Here is a 19,992-nt window from a genome sequence, read left to right as displayed (position 1 = left end):
GCCGCACGGCGGATCTGCCGGGACAACCACCAGCAGAACGGGGCCGGCAAGAAACGCGGCGGCCCCGCGCCCGCCGCCCCCGCTCTCAGGAGAGAAGGGCGAGGATCAGCCGCCCGGGAACCAAGTAGAGGGTGGCCCCCACCGTCGCGACGAACACCGGCACGACGTCAGCCGTTGCCGACGGGGCGGGCGAGGAGACGGCCCGCCCCGGGACCGGGATCGGTTGGCCCGTTCCGCTGGGGACGGAGCACGATCTTGCCGGTGGTACGGCGTTCGCGCAGGTCGGTGTGGGCCTGCTGGGCGTCCGTGAGCGCGTACTCGATCCCCGTGACGGGGCGCAACCGTCCTTGGAGCGTGAGGTCGAGGAGCTGTTTCAGCGGGCCGTGCAGGGCTCCGGGGCGTGCGAGCGCGGGGCGCAGCCAGAAGCCGACGACGGCGGCATTGAGGCGGCTGAGGCGGGCGGGGTCGAGCGGGGTGTGGGGGGTGCGGGAGGCGTTGCCGTAGGTGACGATCCGGCCGAAGTCGGCGAGGGATTCCAGGGCCTGGTCGAACAGAGCGCCACCTGCTGCGTCAAGGATGATGTCGGCCCCCGGGGACAGGGGGTGCTCGGCTATGCCGTCGGCGCCCAGCGCGAGGGCGAGCCGTTCCTTGTCGGGGCTTGACGCCTGCGCCAGGACGCGCCCCGCTCCGAACTCCTTGGCCAGCTGGACCGCGAGGCTTCCCACGCCGCCTGCGGCGGAGTGGACGACCACGCTCTCGCCGGGCTGGAGGCGGGCGGCCGACCGCAGCAGGTGCCAGGCGGTGAGGCCCTGTGTCAGCAGGGCCAGTGCCTGGGGGGCCGGGATGTCGTCAGGGATCGGGATGAGGGCGGATTCCGCGCAGAGGACCTGCTCGGCGTATCCGTGGGTGACCTTGGCGAGGACCCGGCGGCCGTCTTCGGTGCGGCCGACGACCTCGCCACCGGGGATGTGGGGCAGCTGGGAGGCGCTGAGGTAGGAGCCGTCGGTCTGGAAGGTGTCGGCGAGGTTGACGCCAGCGGCTTCGACCGTGATGAGGGTTTCACCGGGCCCCGCCACGGGGGCGGGAACATCGACGGGCGTGAGGACTTCGGGGCCGCCGAAGCGGTCGAACCGTATGGCGAGCATGAGCGGGCAGCCTGTCTGTCGGCCCTGTCTTCGGGGCGCGGTTGCTTCGGATCACGGCGATGAGCCGCCGGGCGGGACGGCACCGTGGCTCCGTGAACGTGTCCACGGGGTTCCGGCGCGTCGCGCAGGGGTGCTGGAGGGGGTTCCGGTTCCGGTCCCTGACGTCAGGTCACCTGTACGGGCGCGGGGATCCCACGGTCGTGGCATCCCCGCGCCCGGGTGGCGGGGCCGTCTGCAGGGTCAGGCGGGTCGGGGCAACGTGGTCACGGTGGTGGTGACCACCGTCTTGCCGTCCTGGGAGGCGTGCACCCGCACCGGTCGCCGTCCTGTTCGATCTGCGGTGCCGGGCTCGGCGGTCACCAGGCACGGGCGGTCCAACTCGACGTACCGGATGAACTCGGTGTCACAGGCGATCGCGTCGACGGGCTCGGACAGTGCGGCTTGCGCGCCCTGGGCCGCGGCCTCGAGCAGCACCATGCCCGGCACGTGGTCGTGCGGGTGGTCGAAGAGCACCTTGTGCTCGGTGTCCGCCCTCAACTGCCACGTCAGCGGAATGTCGGTGGGCGACAGCACCACGTCTCGCCCGTTGCTGCGGCCGACTCGGTGCGCGGCCACCGGGGGAGCGGGAGGGACGGCTCTCAAGAAGGCCTCGGCCGCGTTGGCGTAGGGGCCGCGCAACCGGTCGTACAGCAAGGGCGGGTGGGTGGTGTAGCGCACCTCGGCGCGGCCGATGCGGGTGCCGAGGCGAAAGGCCTCGATGTGCGAGGTCAGGTGGACCGAGCCCATCCGGCGGCGTCTGACGGAGGGATGGGTCACCAGAAGGGTCACCGCCTCGGACTCCGGGGCGTAGCCGGTGGCCAGGGCTGCCGGATCGACGTGGAAGCCTAACTGCTCCCAGCCGAGCCGGTGTCCCAGGGGTATCTCGTGCACCTCGTGGGTGAGCAGGGCGAGCGCCTGTCGAAGGCTCTCGATGAACAGGAGGGGTCTGTACCGGTCGCCTTCAACGTAGAAGGCGTGGTCTCCGGGCCAGCGCACGGCGATCTGCTGCGTGGTCTCGGAGAGCCTCGTCCAGGCGGTGACCAGGGCTTCGTCCGGGCTTGCCTTGCGAACGAGGGTTCCGACGTCGATCACGGTCGACAGGGGCGCGGTACCTGTGGTGCTTGGCATCATTGCGGCATCTCCCTTGTGAGCATGGTGAGTTGAGACCTGGCATGGCGAACTCTGCTCGAACTTCGCATAAGATAAAGAAGATTCTTCTTTTGGTGAAGAGTCGAGATCGAAGAGTGAGACAGGATTGTGGGTGCATGGTGGGACGGGCTACGAAGCAGGAGAGGGCGGAGCGGACGAGGGCGGCGGTGATCCGGGCCGCGGCGGAGGTCTTCGCGGAGAACGGATTCGCCGGTGCCAGCGTCACGAAGATCGCCGACCGTGCCGAGGTGACGCTGGGTGCGATCTACTTCCACTTCCGCAACAAGGAGGAGTTGGCCAGGGACATCGTCGCCATGCAGCCCGAACTCGTCGTTCCGCCGCACCCCTCGCAAGGACTGCAACATGCCGTCGACGTGACCTTGACCTGGGCCTACCAGCTGCTGGAGAGTCCGGTGCTGCGGGCCGGGGCTCGACTGGTCTGGGAACAGGAGCACTTCACTTCGCCGGAGGAGAACTCCCACCAGCAATGGACCGAGCTCATTCAGGAGGACCTGCGTACGGCGCAGACCAGGCGCGAGCTGAAGGCGGGGACCGATGTCGGAGCCCTGGCCGGTCTGATCGTGAACGCCTGCACCGGCGCCCAGATGCACTCGCACATCGAGACCAGCCATGCGGATCTGCCCCAGCGGGTCGAGAACGTCTGGCGCTGTCTCCTGTCCGCGGTCGCGGTGCCCAGCGCCGTCAAGCGGATCGAGCTGGGACGGGAGCGAGGATGCCCCGACGAGACCGCGCTCGCGGTCCGGCCCGGCTCCTGACGATTGGCCGGATCGGCACGGTCCGGTAGAGCTCGGCGCCTGAGAGGCGCGCGCCGGTCATGAGGATGAAGGGGGAACGAAGTGGTACAGGGTACGGGTCTGCTCGAGGGCAGAGTTGTCATGATCACGGGAGCATCCAGTGGCATCGGCGCCGCCGCGGCGCGGCACTTCGCGGCGGAGGGGGCGGCCGTGATGCTGATGGCCCGCCGCAAGGACCGGCTCGAGGAGCTCGCCGAGGAGATACGGGCCGCGGACGGTCGGGCCGAGACCGCACCGGGCGATGTGACGGACAGTCGAGCGGTGGAGGACGCCGTCGCCCGGACGGTGGCCGCTTTCGGGGCCCTGGACGGCGCGTTCAACAATGCCGGCTGGGGCGCCGTGGGGCCGCTCCTGCACGAGACCGACGACGCGGTCTTCGACCGCATCATGGACGTCAACGTGCGCGGTGTGTGGAACTGCCTCAAGCACCAACTGCCCGCGATGGTCGCCCAGGCCTCCGGAGGTGCGGTGGTCAACACCTCCAGTACCGCAGGCCGGTTCGCCACCGGCGCGATCGCTCCGTACGTGGCGGCCAAGCACGCGGTCGTGGGCCTGTCCAGGGTCGCGGCCGCGGAGTACGAGAGCCACGGCATCCGGGTCAACGCCCTCGTCGTCGGAGCCACCCGCACCGAGCTCATGGAGTCCGCCATCCGTGACATCCCCGAGCTGAAGCAGGCCGCGGTGGCCCGCGCCATCCAGCGCCGCTTCGCCGAACCGGTGGAGGTGGCGCGGGCCGCAGCGTGGCTGCTGAGCGATCAGGCCTCGTTCGTCACCGGGGGAGCGGTGCCGGTGGACGGTGGCGTGGGCGCCGTGTGACCGGTCTCGCCGGTCAGGCCACGTAGCATCAACTCCCAGATGTGCGCCACTCGCTGAGCGGGCCGCCCTGCCGGTGCGTCCAGGTAGGCGGCTCGCTGGCGGATCTCGTTCTCCGCCCCGGCCACCAGGAACGTGGCCAAGGACGTCAGCGCGGCACCCTCGGCCGGCGTCCGCGCCCCCGCCCGCGCACGCAACCAGTCCTGGACCACCGGCATCCAGGCCGACGTCCACTCCGGCTGACAACCGGGGATCTCACGGCTGAGGCGGGCTGCGGCCCGCACCGTCACCTCCTCCTCGAGCAGCGTGATCAGTGCCACGCTGAGCGAGGCGACCGACTGCAGGGGAGGCTCCTGCCGCACCGTCACCCGCCGCACCGTCGACTCGGTGGCCGCGTGCCCTTGCGTGCACACCGCGGCCGCCAGTTCCTTCTTGTTGGGGAAGTGGAAGGTGAGGGCTCCCACGGATATGCCGGCGGCTCTCGTGATGCGGGACAACGACGATCCCGCGTAGCCCCTGCTGTCGAACTCGCTGGCGGCGGCACGCATCACAAGCTGTCGTGTCCGGGCGGCTCGGTCCTGCATCACCATGATCCTTCACTGCCGTCACTTCCGTCACAGCCGATAACAGCTGTCTGGCCACATTAGACGGCGCACTCTCCACATCAAAAAAAAGAGAACTATTATTTGACCTGTTTCTAGGGGCGTGCACCAGGGCTGTACGTCCTTACTCCGAGGGGTACTTGAGGGGGAGCAGTGACGCAGACGGTGATTCGCGTGCTGGTTGTCGAGGACGATGCCACCGAAGCCGAAGCGAGGATGAATGACCTGCGCAGACAGGGCTACTCCGTGAGTAGCGTGGACACCGGGGCCAAGGCGCTGAGGGCACATCAGAACTCCGACCTTGTCCTGTTAGATCTCGACCTGCCGGACATCGACGGGATCGAGGTGTGTCGTACGATTCGGGAGTCCGGCGACAAACCGATCATCTCCGTGTCGCCCAGAGATGCCGAGATGGACCGGATCCTGGCGCTCAAGGCCGGCGCCGACGACTGCGTCGACCTCTCGTGCGGGTCCCGGGAGATGGCGGCGCGCATCGAAGCGGTGCTGCGCCGCAGTTCGCTGCGCCAGGCCCCGCCCCGCACGATCGTGCTGGATGCGCTGCACATCGACGTGCCGGCCCGAGAGGTGAGACTCAGAGGGGAGTTAATCGGCCTCACGGGCAAGGAGTTCGACCTGCTCCACGTGCTGGCCGCCAATGCCGACGGGACGGTCTCCCGCAAGGAGTTGATGGCCAGGGTCTGGGAGACCTGCTGGGCCGACTCCAGCCGCACCATCGACACCCATGTCCGCAGCCTGCGGGTCAAGCTCCGTGCGAGTTCCTGGATCGTCACCGTGCGCGGCGTGGGCTACCGCATGGGGCGGGGGTGAGGGGGTACGCGGCCTTCCGAAGGGCTCCAGGGGCAAGGCGACGGCCCCCGGGCGACGGGTGCGCGAGGCACCTGGTCGCCCGGAGGCCGCGTGTGTGCGTGTCCCGCGGGTGGTTCAGGCCGCACCCGGGCGCTTCGCGGGGAAGCCGTGCCGACGGGAGGCGACGACGACCAGGAGCACCGGCACCAGGAGGAGCAGCACGCTCCACGGGAAGGACGTGGGGCCCATGCCGTCGAGCAGGATGCCGCCTACCGCGCCTCCGCCGGCCATGAACGAGTTCCAGGTGGTCACCAGCAGGGCCTGGCCCCGGCTGCCACCCGCGTCCGTGACGGCGGTCTGCAGCAGGGTGGCCACCCCGCCCCAGCCCAGACCCCACAGGATCATCGCCGTGTACACCACGGTGTCGCTCTCGGCGGCCAGTGCCAGCATCACCGAGGCGACGATGAACAGTGCCGTGGAGCCCACCGTCAGCTGCCGCAGCTTGCGGTCGACCATCGCACCCGTGACGAAGATGCTCACCATGGACGCGATGCCGAACACCAGCAGCACGATGTCGCGCTGGCCGCCCATGTCGTACTCGTCGAGGAACGTGGCGATGTAGGTGTAGAGGATGTTGTGGGCCAGCACGTAGGCGGCCACCACGAACAGCACGGCCACGACGCCGGGCAGCTTGAGGGCCTTCAGGATCGGCTCCCGCTGCCCCGCCTTCTGCCCCGGGGCGTCGGGCACCGATACGCCGATCCACACGAGCAGCAGGACGGAGATCAGCGCCACCAGGCCGAAGGTCAGTCGCCAGCCGAACAGTCCACCGAGGAAGGTGCCGACCGGGATGCCCAGGGAAAGGGCCAGGGGGATGCCCGCCATGGTGATGGCGATGGCCCGCCCCTGCAGGTGAGGCGGCGCCAGCCGGCGCGCGTACCCGACCAGTTCGGCCCAGACGGCCGCAGCCGCCACGCCGGCCAGCAGTCGGAACGTCATGGTCAGGGGGTAGCTGGAGGACATCGCGGTGACGATGTTGGCGACGGCGAAGGTCACCACGGCGAGCAGCAGCAGCTGCTTGCGCCGCCATGCCGACGTGGCCACGGACAGGGGGATCGCCGCGACACCGGTCGCGATGGCGTAGATGGTCAGCGACTGGCCCGCCGCCGACTGGCTGACGGACAGGTCCCGGGCCATCTCGGGCAGGACGCCGGCGGGCAGGGCTTCGGTGAGGATGCCCATGAACGCGGCCGTACCCAGGGCCAGGAGGGGGGACCAGGGAAGCTTCTGGCCCGTGTCCTCGTTGGGGGATGTGGATGCGGGAGACTCGGTCTGGGATGTGGTCATGACTGTATGCTCAAACCCTTACATTGATGTGAAGGTCAAGGTGATGGGGAGTGGTGTGGGTCACATGCTGATCGGAGAGCTGGCGGAGCGCACCGGCACGTCTCGTCGCTTGCTGCGCTACTACGAGGAGCAGGGGCTGCTCAGCTCCAGCCGGTCTCCCAACGGTTACCGGGACTACGCCGAGTCCTGCGTCGACCGGGTGCTCCAGGTGCGCGGGCTGCTCGACGCGGGGCTGCCGACCCGGATCATCAAGCAGATCCTGCCGTGCATGGACACCCCGCGCGCCACCCGCATCTCAGGAGCCACCGACGAGACCATCGCGACCCTGGAGCGCGAACGCGACCGGATGACCGACCGCATTCGCTGCCTCGAGCGCAACCGTGACGCCATCGCCGACTACTTGGACGCGGTCCGGAAGGCTCAGGACGCGGCCCGGCCCCAGGCGGTGAAGCCCGTCGAGGCCGCCGTACTCGTCTGAGGGGCGTACACGACCTCGTTCGACAGCTCCACGCCGTGGCTCGCGATGTCGAAGGTGATCCGGTCGCCGTCCGCGATGCGGAACCCGGCGTGGAAACTGGCCTTGTCCGAACCCAGCAGCAGGTAGTTCACCAACTCCGGCCGGCGCATGCCGGGGTAGGAGAACAGGTGGTCCACCATGTCCGGCACCCGCTGGAAGATCGCGTCCGCACCGCAGGTGAAGTCGCCCTTCCACGCCGCGGTGCCCTCGCGCTCGATGACGATCTGCCCCGTCACGGACTGCGGCGGCTCGCCCAGGAACAGCCACGGCGTCATGGACGTGTCGCAGAGCTTGGCGTACGGGGTCCAGCCCCAGGGGTTCTTCAGATGCAGCCCGATGTCGTTGAGGTCGTTGGCGAAGGTGTACCCCGCGTAGTGCGGATCGCCCTGTTCGTCGTTGACGAAGACGAGACCGACCTCCGGCTCCTCCAGCAGCGCGACCGCGGACGCCGGCACCGTCAGCGGCTCGCCGTTCGTCTCCAGCCATGCACCGAACCCCTTGATCAGCCAGTTTGGGGCGTTGAACTCCTCGTCGGGTGCCGGCGGGTGGGGGAACTTCGAGCGGTGGGTCCCCATGAACCCGGTGATCAGGCTGTTCCCGGACGCCTGGGGCAGCAGCGGCGGAAGGTAGCGCACCTCCGGGTCGCCATAGGCGACCGTGACCGGAGCACCACCCGAGACCACCGAGTCCAGCAGCGCCTCGGTGCCACCACCGGCCAGGACGGCCCGGCGCACCTGCCCGTCGGACACCGGGTACAGGGTGAGCGGCTCGGTCGGCACCGGAAGCCCCAGGCCTGCGTAACGCTGTCCGCGGTACTCGCATTCGAAGAGAACCGACATCACGGAGCGACCTCCTCAAGGTCGTTGGAAGACAATCCGCCGCCCGGCCGGAGCACCGGCGCGGCGACGGTGGAAAACCCGCTCAGGGACGGCCCCCGAAGGCCGCGGTCAGATCCGCCAGGACCTCCGAGACCCGGTCGAGGGACGCCCTGATCCAGGGCAGTGACAAGGGGTCGGGCGCGGAAAGCGCCGCCCACCGCTCGGCATCGGTGTCGCCGTACAACCGGCTGGTCGCGACCCGGATCCGCCAGGACCCACCGGGCTCACCGAACGCGGTGCCCGACAGCACACCGACCCCGTACCGGTCGGTGAACAGCGCGGCCAGCCCGTCGCCCCCACCGATCCCGTGGACACGGCTGAGCCCCTCCCCCAAGGGCTCGAAGTCGGGATACAGGTAACAGGTGGCCCGCACCGGGGCGAGCCGCACGCCCGTGGCCGTGAACGAACCCGCCACCTCCCGCACCACCTTCTCGTGCAGACGCCGGGCGGCGGCCATGTGCGCGACCACCTCAGGCGGCTCCCTGAGGGCGCTGGCCGCGGCTGCCTGCACGGGCGCCGCCGTGCTCGACCAGACCTGGCTGGCGACGCCCACGAGACGCTCGCGCAAGCCGCCGCCCAGCAGGCCGGACGGCAGCCGGGCCACGCCGATCCGCCAGCCGCCCAGCGCCAGGTTCTTCGTCAGCCCGGTGGTCACCACGGTGCGCTCCGGGGCGAACACCGCGGGGGAGACCGCCGGACGCTCCGGATCGAACACCAGATCGCAGTAGATCTCGTCGGAGATCACGACCAGGTCCAGATCCCTCGCCACCGCCGCCAGCCGACGCACCGTCTCCGGCGACGCGACGGTGCCCGTCGGGTTGTCCGGCACGGTCACGACCACGCACCGCGGATCACGGCCGGCCGCGCGGGCCGACACGACGGCCTCGCGCAGCGCATCCGGATCGGGCACCCCGCCCTCACCCGGCCGGATGGGAACCGGCAGCGGCCGGGCTCCGGCCAGCCGGGCCTGAGCGCCGTAACTCACCCAGCTCGGCGCCGGAACCACCACGTCCGTACCGCCCACCGCGAGCAGCAGCGCGAACAGCAGCGGTTTGCTACCCGGTCCGCAGACCACGTCGTCCGGATCGGTGTCCAGACCGCGCCGACTCCAGTACCCGGCAGCCGCCGACCGCAACTCCGCCGACCCCGTCACCGGACCATAGGCATTGCGGTCCGCCGCCTCCGCCAGCCGTTCCCGCAGCATCCCGAGCACCGGGAGGCCGATCTCACCACTGGCGAGGAACAACACCCGTTCACCCGCCTGCCGGCGGCGCTCCAGCTCCTGGTCGGCGGCCAGGGTCGCCGACATGGTCACCGGCACGGACGAAGTCATGGCTCCAGGCCTCCTGCGGACACCACCCGCACGACACGGGCGGAAACGGAAAACGACGAGAACGGAAGAGGACGAAGAAGGGGGGAAACCGGGGGGTGGCAGGGGGAAGGACACCCCCCGGTGGCTGTCGACGAGGACGTCACCCGCCCGCGTACAACGTCCGCAACTCGACCTTGCGGACCTTGCCGGTCAGCGTCTTGGGCAGCGCGTCCACGACCTCCAGCCGCTCCGGGTAGAACCGGGCGTCCTGCCCCTCCCGGCGCAGATGCTCCCGAACCTCCCGCAAGGTGGGACGAGCCCCGCCCCGCGGCACGACGACCGCCAGGATCGGATCGTCCACCTGCCCGTTCGGACCCAGCAGCGTCGCCTCCGTCACCTTCGGGTGCCGAGAGATGATCGCCTCCAGCTCCGCCATCGGCACGACGATCCCGTCACGCAAGATCGTGTCCTTCGCGCGCCCCAGGATCCGGATGCCACCGCGCCCGTCCTCCCGTGCCACGTCCCCGGTGTCGAACCAACCGTCCGACGTCAGCTCCGAATCGAAGGCCTCCTGCTGCTTGAAGTAGCCCAGCGCCTGCGACGCACCACGCACCCGCAGCCGGCCCACGGCAGCCCGCTTCGACGGGTCGTGGCACAGATCGATCCGGATCTCCATGGAATCGATCGGCCGACCGTGACTGTGCGCCGCCCAGTCCTGGTTGTAGTCCAGCCGACTGATGGTGACCGGGCCGAACTCCGACATGCCCCACACCGAGTACGTGCGCGCCCCGAACGTCTCCCGCAACTCGTCCACCAGCGACTGGAGCACCGGCGCCGCACCCGTGACCGTATGCCGCAGGCTCGACACGTCGTGCGGATCGATCCGCTGCGCCTGCGCCACGCCGGACAACGTCGGCGGCGGCCCGTACAACAGCGTCGCACCGTAGCGTTCCACCAGATCCAGCAGGCCCGCGTGGTCCGGGCCGTCCTGGAACGCGATCGTCCCGCCCAGCATCACCCCGGCGAGCACGCCCTGACCGAAGCCCGAGTAGTGCACCAGCGGGGTGGTGACCGCGGCCACCAGGTCGTCACGCAGCAAGAAGGTGTCGACGTAGCCGCGCACACCCGAGTGGACCGTGTTCTGACTGTGCACGACCCCCTTGGAGAAACCGGTCGTGCCCGAGGTGAACAGCACCACGAACGGCTCGTCCGGCCGGAGCTGACGCCCCTCCAGATCAGCCGCCCGCTGACGCTCCCAGTGCACCTGGACGAAATGGTCGTGGAAGTCGACCGCGCCTTCGGTCGCATGCCCCCCGACCACCACCACGTGCTCCAGCGGAAGCTCCTGCCGCAGCGCGGAGGCGGCCTTCGCCAACGGGTAGCCCTCCCACTCGGGAACCGTCACGATCACCCGGGCCTCGGTGAGGGCCAGCCGGTGCCGCAACTCCTCCTCCTGGCACACCGGCGCGATGGGACAGATCACGGCACCCACCGCCATGCACGCGAACATCAGCGGCACCATCTCCCACCGGTTCGGCAGTTGCACGGCCACCACGTCACCGCGCCGGACGCCCAGCTCCAGCAACGCCCCGGCGAAGCGGTCGGTCAGCCGGGACAGCTCCGCATAGTCCAGGGTGTCCGTACGCGCCTCGTCCAGTCGGCGTCCGGCGACGGCCAGCTTGCGCGGCCGCTCCCGGGCCTGCCGGCGCAGGTCGTCGAGGAAGGTCTCGTCTCGCCACCAGCCCCGCCGCCGGTACTCCGCCATCCAGTCCGCGGCCTCGGCACTGTTGCGGGAGGAGGTGACCATGGTCGTGGCCGTCATCGGCGATCTGCGCGGCGCGCCGCGAGGAGTTCGGGCAGCGGGTCGCCCGCCCCGGCCTCGGCGATCTCCAAAAGCGCCCGGGTGTTGAGCCGAACCCGATCGCCCACCCAGTCGAACACCCACGTCTTGCGCGCCTCGGCCGCCAGCTCGAACGGCACCACCCGGGTGACGGCCAGTGCCGCCGACGCGGCGCCGCCGATATTGGCGATGACGCCCGGCACCAGCGTGCCGCCGGAGGCCCGCACCTTCTCCTTGGCCTCGTCGCTGGAGCTGAGGTTGCCTCCCTCGACGACCAGCGGCGCCCGCAGCCGGTGCGCGTTCTCCGCGTTGAGCGCGTGCTTCTGCGCGGCGAGGATCAGCAGGTCGGCGTCGACCTCCAACCAGGCGTCGGCGCCGTCCGACACACGGACCCCGGCCGGCAGCCTCGAGCGGTCCATCCGCCCGAACTCGTCGGTGATGGCGATCAGGTCGTCCACCGGAAGCCGATCCGCGCTGATCGTGCCGTCGATGTCGGCGACACCGACGATCACGTGCCCGCGCTCCTCCAGGAACTGGGCCACCGCGCGGCCCACCGCGCCGAAGCCCTGCACGACGACTCGCGCCGACTTCGACCGCCCGGAGGCCTCCAGGGCGGTCACCGCAGCCACCCCGACCCCGTGCCCGGTACAGTCGATCAGGGGCTCGTAGTACGTACGCCAATCGATCGGCATGTCCGGCGCGCCGAGCCGGAACCGCGGGTCGTAGCCGGCCTCGTCGAAGAAGACCGCCCGGTCGGCCGGAGTGACCCCCATGTCGATGCCCAGGTGGATGCCACCGTGCAACAGCGGCTTGACCGTCCGGCCGAAGGTCCGAAACGTCTCCTCGCGGTCCGCACCGTCCGCAACGATGCCGGCCTTCGCGCCGCCGATCGGCAGCCCGGCCAGGGTGAACTTGTGGGTCATGTCACGCGCCAGCCCCGCGACTTCCGCCTCGGTGACCCCCGGGGTCATCCGGGTACCGCCCATGGCCAGGCCGTCGTAGAGGGAGTCGACGACGACCCAGCCCTTGAGGGCGCCGCCGCTGCCGTTCAGATGGACCGTGAAGGCCGGGTCCTGCGTCTGGTCCAGATCACTCATTGCCAAGTCCTTCGCGTGGGGAAGAGATTGGAAAATCGGGTGCGCCGGTCACCGGTACAGCTCGGCGAAACCCCGCAGGATCTCCCGGCCGTCACTGCGGAACTCCACGTGCGCCTGGGCGCCGTGGATCCGGCCGTCGTCCGAGCGCAGGAACTCCACCGGAGCGTGCTCGGAGCGGCCGATGGAGCGGAAGCCCGCCGGAGCCTCCTGCAGATAGAGGGTGTGCCGGTGGAAGACCGTCACCGTCGGCTTCACATGGGTGAACAGCGGTTCCTCCGTGTCCACCTCCACGTCGTAACCGCCGACGCGCTGCGGGCCCTCGGCCAGCCGACCGCCCTGCGAGACCGCGATGATCTGCATGCCGCCGCAGATCCCGAACACCGGGACCTTCGACGTCATGACCAGATCGATCAGCGGCTTGTAGAACTCCGTGTCATACGCCCGTACCTTCGTGCCGCTCAGCACGACGGCCTGGTGACGGCCGTCCAGCCGGGCCGGCACCGAGGCGGCGTCGACCACGTCGGTGGCCGACCCCAACTCCTCGAACCGGCCGCGCAGCTGCTTCAGCGACAGCGTTCCGTTGTTGACCACTAGCACACGGGATTGAGCCACGTTCGGTGCTCCTCAGAATCGTGTGATGACGGTGCCGGTGCGGCCGGCCAGCAGATCGGTGACGGGCGCGCTGCCGATGACGACCCGCTCCACGCCCCGCTCCAGACCCTCGCCCGCGGCCCGTAGCTTCTTGCGCATGCCGCCGGTGGCGCCCTTGTCACGAAAGGCCGCGGCGGCCTCGGAACCGATCCGGGAGACCGGCTCGCCGTCGATCAGCAGATGCGCCACATCGGTGACCAGCACCAAGTCCCTCGCGCCGATCGAGCCGGCGACGGCCGCAGCCGCCCGGTCGGCATCGGTGTTGACCTCCTTGCCCGCCTCGTTGCGTGCCAACGGAGTGACCAGGTAGGCGTGCCCCGGCTGCAGGTTCTTCAGCGCGTGAGGATCGACCCCGGTGATCGGACCCACCAGGTTCTCCAACTCCACCAACTGCTTGCCCTGCCACCACCAGCGCTCGCCCTCACCGGCCTGCACGAGGCCGTCGCTGCCCAGCAGCCGCTCGGCGACGATCCCGCGCGACTCCAGCCGGCCCAGCACGTCCTCGGCCATCACGGCACTGACCGTCTTGATGTCCGCGATCACCTCGGGCGTGGTCCACCGGCTCTGGTTGCCGTACCGGTCGCGCAGGATCGCCGAAGGCTCGCTGTAGCGGGGGCTGAGCCGCTTCAGCGGCTTGGACCAGCCGTGCACCAGCACCAGCGGATGGCGTCGCCCCAGCTCCGCCAGGTCGTCCCACCACGGCTCGGCCAGATCGTCCAGACAACTGCCGCCCAACTTGACCACGACGGGGGCCGCGGCGATCTCCTCCGGCACACCCGGTGCCACGTTCTCGGCCCCGCTCACGCCGGCATCACCGGTTGCATCGTCAGCCCCTCCTCCTCGCGCAGCGCGAACCGCAGGTTCGCGGCCTGAACGGCCTGCCCCGCAGCCCCCTTGACCAGGTTGTCCAGGGCGGCGAGGGCAACGACGCGGCCACCCTCCTCGTCGTGCAACACCGTCACATCGCAGAAGTTGGAACCCAGCACCGCCTGCGGATCGGGCACCGGGATCAGCGTCTCGTCGTGCCGCCGCACCCGAACGAACTGCTTGCCCTTGTAGAAGCGGGTGTAGGCGCGCTGCAGCTCGCGCTGGTCGACCTGCTCGTCGGTGAACACGTAACTGCTCGTCATCAACCCGCGCACATGCGAAACGCCGTACGCCGACATCGACAGCGACCCGATCGAGCCCGGCTTGCCGCGCTCGAGGAAGTCGCTCACCTCACCGGCGTGCCGATGACCCGTCGGCGAGTACGGGGCGATCGCACCGTTGCGCAGCGGATGCAAGTCCGTGGTGCGCAGAGACAGACCACCACCGCTCGAACCGCTCTTGCCGTCCACCACCACGGTCTTCAACTCCAGCCCCAACCCCAACGTCAGCGGAGCCAAGGACAGCGTCATCGCCGTGGCGTAGCAGCCCGGCAGCGAGATCAGCGCGGCGTCCGAAAACTGCTCGCCGACCAACTCGGGCACCCCGTAGACGAACCGGTCCACGAGATCGGTCCGCCGCTTCACCTTCGGATACCAGCGGTCGTGAAGCTCGGGGGTACGGATCCGAAACGCGCCGCTGAGGTCGATGACCGCCGGTATCCGGTCGGCCAGCAGCGCGGCCAGCTCCGCGGAGACCGGCGCCGGCGTCGCCAGGAACAGCACGTCGACGAGGTCGGCGACCTCTTCGGTGACCGGCTGCACCGTCAGGCCCATGTCGAACCGCAGCCCCGGGTGCAGGTCGGCCGGTCGCCGCCCGATGTTCGAAGAGCCGCCCAGGAAGGTCAGCTCCATCCCGGGGTGCTGGGAGAGCAGTCTGATGAGGTCGCCGCCGGCCAGCCCGGAGGCGCCGACCACTCCTGCGCGGATCATGCGAGCAGCTCCTGAAGGTATCCGCCGATGACGGCGGGGACATCCGCCCCGGTCGTCTGGGCAACGGCCCGGAAACCGGGCGCGTGGTTGACCTCGTTGACGACGAAGCCCTCGGCCGTGCGGAACAGGTCGACCCCGTAGATCCCGGAGCCCAGGACGTCCAGCACACCGTTGACGATCTTCACCACGTCGGGGTCGCGGGCAAGGGCACGGCTGCTGTTGCCGAGCGCGGCATTGTTCCGCCAGTCGGTGCCTCCGCTGGCGAACTCCGCGACCCCGACCAGCTCGTCGCCCACCACCAGACAGCGCACCGAAGTGCCACCGGCCAGGAAGGGCTCGACCAGACAGGCCTGCTCGAAGGCGTGCCCGAGATCCTCGACGTAGTCGTACACCGACTGCGCGACATCGGCGTCGCGGATCAGGGTGACCCGCTTGCCCATGCCGCCGTACACCGGCTTCAGCACCAGCGGCAGCTCGAACTCCTCCAGCGCCATGGCGAAGTCGGACCGCGACAGCACCAGCCGGAACTCCGCCACCGGCACTCCTGCCGAACGCAGCATGGTCCGCAACACGGCCTTGTTCTCACAGGCGTTGATCGCCCGCGCGGAGTTGACCACCGGCAGCCCGGCCTCCTCGGCCAGGGTGGCGATCAGGCCGCCGCGGGAGTAACTGCGGCTGCGCAGCAGCAGCGCGTCATAGCCGTCCAGGCGTGAGGAGTCGGGACGGCCCAGACACAGCGACTCGTCGTTCACCCACTCGATCGCCAGGCCGAGCCCCGGCGCCGCCTGGATCAGTTGCCGTTCCTCCCAGGCGATGCGGTCCGCGACGATCGCGACAGACAGGGCCATCTCACTGACCCCAGTCGCGCAGCTGCACCTCGACCATCGACAGGCTCAGCTTGCCGTCTTCGATGCCCTCGACGCGGAGCGTGAGCATGCACTCCGGGCACGAGAACGTCTCGCCCTGGACGACCGGCGGCACGGTGAGGTCGGTCTCGCACTCGGGGCAGACGCCGATCATGGTGGCGGTGGACATCAGATGACTCTCCTCAATCACAGGTGACAGAACAGAAGGGAAGGGAAAGGGGGGTGGAAAGCCGTGCGGGTGGTGCGGGGCCGACCGATCAGACGGACTGGAAGTCCACCGCGGCCTTGCGGATCGCATCGCGGTCGAGCAACTGCCGGCCCGTCGCCTCCTGCCGGTCGACCAACCACGCCGTGAACGACTCCACGTCCACGGACACACCGCTGTCCATCAGCGCCCACCGCACCAGCGCGGACGTCAACCGGGTGCGCACCAGCAGCTCCCGGCTGTTGCCGACCAGCTCCGCCGGCAACGTCTCGTACGCCTCCGGATGGGTCAGCTGCCCCGGCAGTTCGTAGGCGAACGCGTGCGGTGACGTCGGGCCCGACTGGAACGCCTCACCCAGTCCGGCACCGCGCAGCGCAACCCGGGACAGCTCGGTCAGATGCGTCAGGTCGAACCGGGTGTCCCCGTGCACCACGCGCAGGGCCATCAACAACTCGGCCAGGGGCGCATTGCCGCCCCGCTCCCCGATGCCGCCGACCGTGGCCGAGATCCACTGCGCGCCCGCGCGCACCGCGGCCAGGGAATTGGCCACCGCCATTCCCAGCATGTTGTGCGAGTGGATCTCGATCTCGGAACCGTCGATCGAGGTCAGATCACCGATGACCTCCTCCATCTGCCAGGGCGACAGATAGGCAACGGTCTCCGCCAGCCGGAACCGGTCGGCCCCAGCTGCGAAACCCGAGGCCACATAGGGAACCAGACGCTCCTTGGGCGTACGGGCGCCGTCCTCACCACTGAAGGTGACGTGGAAGCCGCGTTCCTTGGCCTGGGCGATCGCCGAGCGGGCCAGCGCCTCCAGGAACTTGGCGCTGGGCGAGCCGAGCTTGAGCATGGCGTGCTGCTCAGAGGTGGGGATCGAGTACATGATGTGTCGCACGCCGAGCCGCTCCGCCTCGTCCAGGGCCGTGGCGACCTGCTGCCGGTCGCGGACCACCACGAGCGTCATGCTGCGCTCGGGGCCGATGGCCTCGTGCGTGGCGAGGATCAAGTCGGCGTCCTTGGAACCGGGGCCTGAGACCATGCCCACCTCGACCAGGTCGACACCGGTCTTCACCAACAGGTCGGCGATGACCGCCGCGTCCTGTGGGCCGAATTCCACGCCGGCCATGTGTGCGGAGTCTCGCAGGGTCGCGTCGGACAGCGACGGCAGACTTTGCGGAATGCCGACACCGAGGTCTTCGCTTTCCATTGCACTACCTCCGTATGAGGGTCCGGGATTGTGTTTCCGGGCCAGGGCTCTCCGCTGAACTCGAATCGAAAGCCGGGCGGTTTGGCGAGCCGGTGAACATCCTGTGAGAGACGGCATCACTGAGGCAACAGATCCCAAGTCAGAGTCTTGTCAAGGGATGTATCGCCATGTCATGACGCGTGATGCCCGCTGAAATCTCACGCCGTACTGTCAGGAAAACAAGAACCGTTCGGTTCACCGGATATGTTTTCGAAGTCCGTTTCGCACGCGGGGCGTCGCCACCGACGGCGACCCTCTTCGGAAAAGGGGAATAGGAATCCATGGTGTCTCCGCAAAACCCTGCCGACCTCGATGGCGTCTCGTCATCGGCTGATCGGGCCCGAGAACTGGCCGATCGGACCCGCGAACTCGTCGACCGCCTCGTCCGTCCCAGCACCGCCGACCGCGACCGCCGCCGCCACTGGGACAAGACCCTCTTCACGGCACTCTCCGCCCCCACCGGCCCCGCACTCGCCGGCCTCCTCGTCCCGGAGGCCCACGGCGGCACCGGACTGACCGCCACCCAGACCTGCGCCGTCCTCGACGCACTGGGCGAAGGCTCCCGCGACCCCGGACTCTCCCTCGCCGTCACGGTCCACGCCATCCTGGCGACGGTGCCCCTGCGCGCCTTCAGCACCCCCGCCCAGCGCGAGCGCTACCTGCCCCGCATGGCCACGGGAGAGTGGCTCGGCGCCCTGTCCCTGCGGCAGACACAGGGCACCGCATTCACCCCCACGATCACCGCCCGGCCCGCCACGGACGGGCCGGGCGGCTGGATCCTCGACGGCGAGGTCGACATGGTCGCCCTCGGCCCCCAAGCACACCACTTCCTCCTCATCGCCGAACACGAGGACGGATCGCGCACCGCCTTCGTCATCGACCGCGACACCCCTCGACTACGCGTCAACAGCACCGAATCCATCGCCATGCACACCTGCCCCTGGGGACACCTCGTCCTCGACGGCTGCTTCGTGCCCCCCGAAACCGTCCTCGGCACCGTCGGATCCGCGGCCACCGAGATCGAACCCCTCCTCGCCACCCTCGACTGGGTCTTCTCCGCCGCCTCCTGGCTCGGCATCATGCGCGCCCTCACCAGCGACGCCCTGGCCGCCGCCGTCACCCGCAAACTCTTCGGCGCCCCCCTCGCCCACGCCCAGTCAGCCCGCTTCGCGCTGGCCGACATCGCCACCCGCGGGGAACTGGCCGCCGGCCTGCTGCACCGCGCCGCCGCCCAGTTCGACGCGGGCGGCCGCCCCTCCCGACAGGACGCCGCCACCGCCCGCCTGTTCGTCGCCGCCTCGGCCCGCACCGTCACCGAGGGCGCAGCCCGCCTGGTCGGCCCCCTCGCGGCCACCGGCGACCAGTTCATCGAACGCGCCTACCGCGACGCCTTGTTCTTCGCCTCGACCGGCGGCGGCAACGACGTGCTGCGCCCCGTCATCGCGGCTTCCCTCCTCGGAATCGGCTGACATGAGGACCACCACAGACATGAACACGCACTCCGACGCCTTTCCCGGCATCGCCGCCCGCGCCGCCCAGACCGACGCCACCGGCTCCATCCCGCCCGAGAACTGGCAGGAACTCATCAACAGCGGCTACCTGCGGCTCTTCCACCCCGAGCACCTCGGAGGCACCGGCGCCGACGCCACCACCCAGGTCCTGGCCATGGAAGCCCTTGCCCGGGCCTGCTCCGGCACCTACTGGACCGCCACCGTCTCCGCCCTGCTGTGCGGCAAGCTCATCGCCACGTACGGCGACGAACGCCACCACCGACTGATCCGCCCGCTGCTCACCGGCGAGAGCCTCGCCGCCTTCGCGATCGTCGAGCCCGCCGCGGGAAGCGACGCAGGAACCTACCGCACCACCGTCCGCCCCGCCGGCGACGGCTACACCATCAACGGCGAGAAGTCCCGCATCACCAACGCCCCCAACGCCGACCTGGCCGTCACCCTCGCCCGCCGGGAGAAGCCCGCCGACGACGACGGCCCTGAGTGGTGCCTGGCCTTCGTCGACCTCAACCAGCCCGGCGTCCGCCGCTACGACATCCCCCACATGGGCCTGCGCGGCATGCCGTGGGGAGGCATCGTCTACACCGACGCCCACATCGACGAGGCCGACGTCATCCCCGTTCCCTTCACCGAACTCGCCGAAGGAATGACCTGGGGCTGGCTGCTGGTTTCCCTCTCCGCCGTCGCCACTGCCGAATCCGCCCTCACCGCCTCCATACGCCACGCTCAACAGCGCGTCTCCTTCGGCCGCCCGCTCGCTCACATGGAAGGCGTTCACGCTCAACTCGCCGACTCACGAGCCCAGATCGATGCCGCCCGCCTGCTCGCACACCGTGGCGCCGCCGAACGCATCGCCGGCAACTCCGCCCGCGACTTGATCGGCATGCTCAAGATCTACGCCACCGAAATGTCGGTCGAGGTCGCCGCCCGCGCGGTCCAGATACACGGTGCCACCGGCGTCACCCAGGGCCATGAGGTCGAACGTCACTACCGCGACGCCCAGATGAACGTCATCGGAGCGTTCGCCACCAACCGCCTGCGCGAACAGATCGCCGAAGGCCTCGGCCTCGGCCCCGCCGTCTACCGCCCCTTCGACTGGCTCACCTCCACGGGACTCACCCACGACCCGGTCAGCCTCGACGGCCTCGCGACCTGCGTCCCGACTGCTTGACCCCTCCCGGGGGGCGGGCCCCCGCCCCCCCCCCGCGCGCCCCCCCCCCCCCAAAAACCGCACCCCCCCCCCAGGGCAAAAAACGGGAAACCCACAACAAAACAACCCAACCCCCCAACCCCGGGCCC

20 protein-coding genes are annotated in these 19,992 nt (G+C 69.8%); 6 read left to right on the top strand and 14 right to left on the bottom strand.

Translation table 11 applies throughout. The features are described 5' to 3' along the window. Positions 1-167: 167 nt before the first annotated feature. Complete coding sequence (locus ACFW22_RS18965) at positions 168-1,145, bottom strand: zinc-binding alcohol dehydrogenase family protein (RefSeq protein ID WP_386405623.1); 978 nt, start codon at positions 1,143-1,145, stop codon at positions 168-170. Positions 1,146-1,385: 240 nt separating this feature from the next. Beyond that, positions 1,386-2,312, bottom strand: coding sequence for a ScbA/BarX family gamma-butyrolactone biosynthesis protein (locus ACFW22_RS18960; protein WP_386405620.1), 927 nt, complete (start codon positions 2,310-2,312; stop codon positions 1,386-1,388). 137 nt (positions 2,313-2,449) lie between these two features. Here ACFW22_RS18960 and ACFW22_RS18955 point away from each other — a divergent pair, with 137 nt between their 5' ends. Both ACFW22_RS18955 and ACFW22_RS18950 read left to right on the top strand, forming a co-directional pair. After that, positions 2,450-3,109 (top strand): ScbR family autoregulator-binding transcription factor, encoded by a 660-nt coding sequence (locus tag ACFW22_RS18955; RefSeq protein ID WP_386405617.1) that lies wholly within the window; start codon positions 2,450-2,452, stop codon positions 3,107-3,109. Between the two features lie 120 nt (positions 3,110-3,229). Continuing rightward, positions 3,230-3,964: an SDR family NAD(P)-dependent oxidoreductase gene (locus tag ACFW22_RS18950; RefSeq protein ID WP_386405614.1), complete on the top strand. Its 735-nt coding sequence runs from the start codon at positions 3,230-3,232 to the stop codon at positions 3,962-3,964. Here ACFW22_RS18950 and ACFW22_RS18945 read toward each other — a convergent pair. Next, entirely contained in the window at positions 3,904-4,545 is a 642-nt protein-coding gene (locus ACFW22_RS18945) for a TetR family transcriptional regulator (protein ID WP_386405611.1), read from the bottom strand. The two genes, ACFW22_RS18950 and ACFW22_RS18945, sit on opposite strands and share 61 nt — an antisense overlap. A 171-nt stretch (positions 4,546-4,716) precedes the next feature. On the opposite strand from ACFW22_RS18945, the gene ACFW22_RS18940 reads away from it, so the two are divergent. Beyond that, entirely contained in the window at positions 4,717-5,391 is a 675-nt protein-coding gene (locus ACFW22_RS18940) for a response regulator transcription factor (protein WP_386405608.1), read from the top strand. A 114-nt stretch (positions 5,392-5,505) separates the two neighbouring features. Here ACFW22_RS18940 and ACFW22_RS18935 read toward each other — a convergent pair whose 3' ends face one another. Then, positions 5,506-6,717: an MFS transporter gene (locus ACFW22_RS18935; protein WP_386405605.1), complete on the bottom strand. Its 1,212-nt coding sequence runs from the start codon at positions 6,715-6,717 to the stop codon at positions 5,506-5,508. Between the two features lie 64 nt (positions 6,718-6,781). Here ACFW22_RS18935 and ACFW22_RS18930 point away from each other — a divergent pair, with 64 nt between their 5' ends. Further along, positions 6,782-7,195, top strand: a complete 414-nt coding sequence (locus tag ACFW22_RS18930; RefSeq protein ID WP_386405602.1) for a MerR family transcriptional regulator — start codon at positions 6,782-6,784, stop codon at positions 7,193-7,195. Here ACFW22_RS18930 and ACFW22_RS18925 read toward each other — a convergent pair. The 10 genes from ACFW22_RS18925 to ACFW22_RS18880 all read right to left on the bottom strand — a co-directional run bounded on the left by ACFW22_RS18925 (position 7,138) and on the right by ACFW22_RS18880 (position 17,146). Further along, positions 7,138-8,073, bottom strand: a complete 936-nt coding sequence (locus tag ACFW22_RS18925; RefSeq protein ID WP_386405748.1) for a fumarylacetoacetate (FAA) hydrolase — start codon at positions 8,071-8,073, stop codon at positions 7,138-7,140. The genes ACFW22_RS18930 and ACFW22_RS18925 overlap by 58 nt on opposite strands. 82 nt (positions 8,074-8,155) lie before the next feature. Next, on the bottom strand, positions 8,156-9,445 hold the full coding sequence (locus tag ACFW22_RS18920; protein ID WP_386405599.1) for a pyridoxal phosphate-dependent aminotransferase: 1,290 nt from the start codon (positions 9,443-9,445) through the stop codon (positions 8,156-8,158). A gap of 139 nt (positions 9,446-9,584) precedes the next feature. Further along, positions 9,585-11,246, bottom strand: a complete 1,662-nt coding sequence (locus ACFW22_RS18915; protein ID WP_386405596.1) for an AMP-binding protein — start codon at positions 11,244-11,246, stop codon at positions 9,585-9,587. Further along, the gene (locus tag ACFW22_RS18910; RefSeq protein WP_386405594.1) at positions 11,243-12,361 is read right to left on the bottom strand and encodes a Glu/Leu/Phe/Val dehydrogenase dimerization domain-containing protein; all 1,119 of its coding nucleotides are present in this window, start codon (positions 12,359-12,361) and stop codon (positions 11,243-11,245) included. Before ACFW22_RS18910 ends, ACFW22_RS18915 begins: the two co-directional genes overlap by 4 nt. A gap of 48 nt (positions 12,362-12,409) precedes the next feature. After that, positions 12,410-12,973 (bottom strand): type 1 glutamine amidotransferase, encoded by a 564-nt coding sequence (locus ACFW22_RS18905; protein WP_386405591.1) that lies wholly within the window; start codon positions 12,971-12,973, stop codon positions 12,410-12,412. 12 nt (positions 12,974-12,985) lie between these two features. Beyond that, positions 12,986-13,816: an acetylglutamate kinase gene (locus ACFW22_RS18900; RefSeq protein ID WP_386405589.1), complete on the bottom strand. Its 831-nt coding sequence runs from the start codon at positions 13,814-13,816 to the stop codon at positions 12,986-12,988. Further along, positions 13,813-14,853, bottom strand: coding sequence for an N-acetyl-gamma-glutamyl-phosphate reductase (gene argC / locus ACFW22_RS18895; protein ID WP_386405586.1), 1,041 nt, complete (start codon positions 14,851-14,853; stop codon positions 13,813-13,815). The genes ACFW22_RS18900 and argC overlap by 4 nt, the downstream gene beginning before the upstream one ends. Before the next feature lie 11 nt (positions 14,854-14,864). After that, complete coding sequence (locus ACFW22_RS18890) at positions 14,865-15,716, bottom strand: RimK family alpha-L-glutamate ligase (RefSeq protein WP_386405583.1); 852 nt, start codon at positions 15,714-15,716, stop codon at positions 14,865-14,867. A gap of 1 nt (position 15,717) precedes the next feature. Continuing rightward, positions 15,718-15,903, bottom strand: a complete 186-nt coding sequence (locus tag ACFW22_RS18885; RefSeq protein ID WP_386405580.1) for a lysine biosynthesis protein LysW — start codon at positions 15,901-15,903, stop codon at positions 15,718-15,720. 88 nt (positions 15,904-15,991) lie between these two features. Then, the gene (locus ACFW22_RS18880) at positions 15,992-17,146 is read right to left on the bottom strand and encodes an isopropylmalate synthase (protein WP_386405577.1); all 1,155 of its coding nucleotides are present in this window, start codon (positions 17,144-17,146) and stop codon (positions 15,992-15,994) included. 320 nt (positions 17,147-17,466) lie between these two features. On the opposite strand from ACFW22_RS18880, the gene ACFW22_RS18875 reads away from it, so the two are divergent. Next, the gene (locus ACFW22_RS18875) at positions 17,467-18,654 is read left to right on the top strand and encodes an acyl-CoA dehydrogenase family protein (RefSeq protein WP_386405574.1); all 1,188 of its coding nucleotides are present in this window, start codon (positions 17,467-17,469) and stop codon (positions 18,652-18,654) included. A 19-nt stretch (positions 18,655-18,673) separates the two neighbouring features. Further along, positions 18,674-19,864 carry an acyl-CoA dehydrogenase family protein gene (locus ACFW22_RS18870; protein WP_386405571.1) on the top strand — a complete coding sequence of 397 codons (1,191 nt, stop codon included), beginning with the start codon at positions 18,674-18,676 and terminating at the stop codon, positions 19,862-19,864. Positions 19,865-19,992: the final 128 nt, after the last annotated feature.

The sequence above is a fragment of the Streptomyces sp. NPDC058872 genome (genome assembly GCF_042743065.1).
GTDB lineage: Bacteria > Actinomycetota > Actinomycetes > Streptomycetales > Streptomycetaceae > Streptomyces.
Note: the sequence above shows the minus strand (reverse complement) of the source record. Positions and strands in the feature narration are given on the sequence as shown.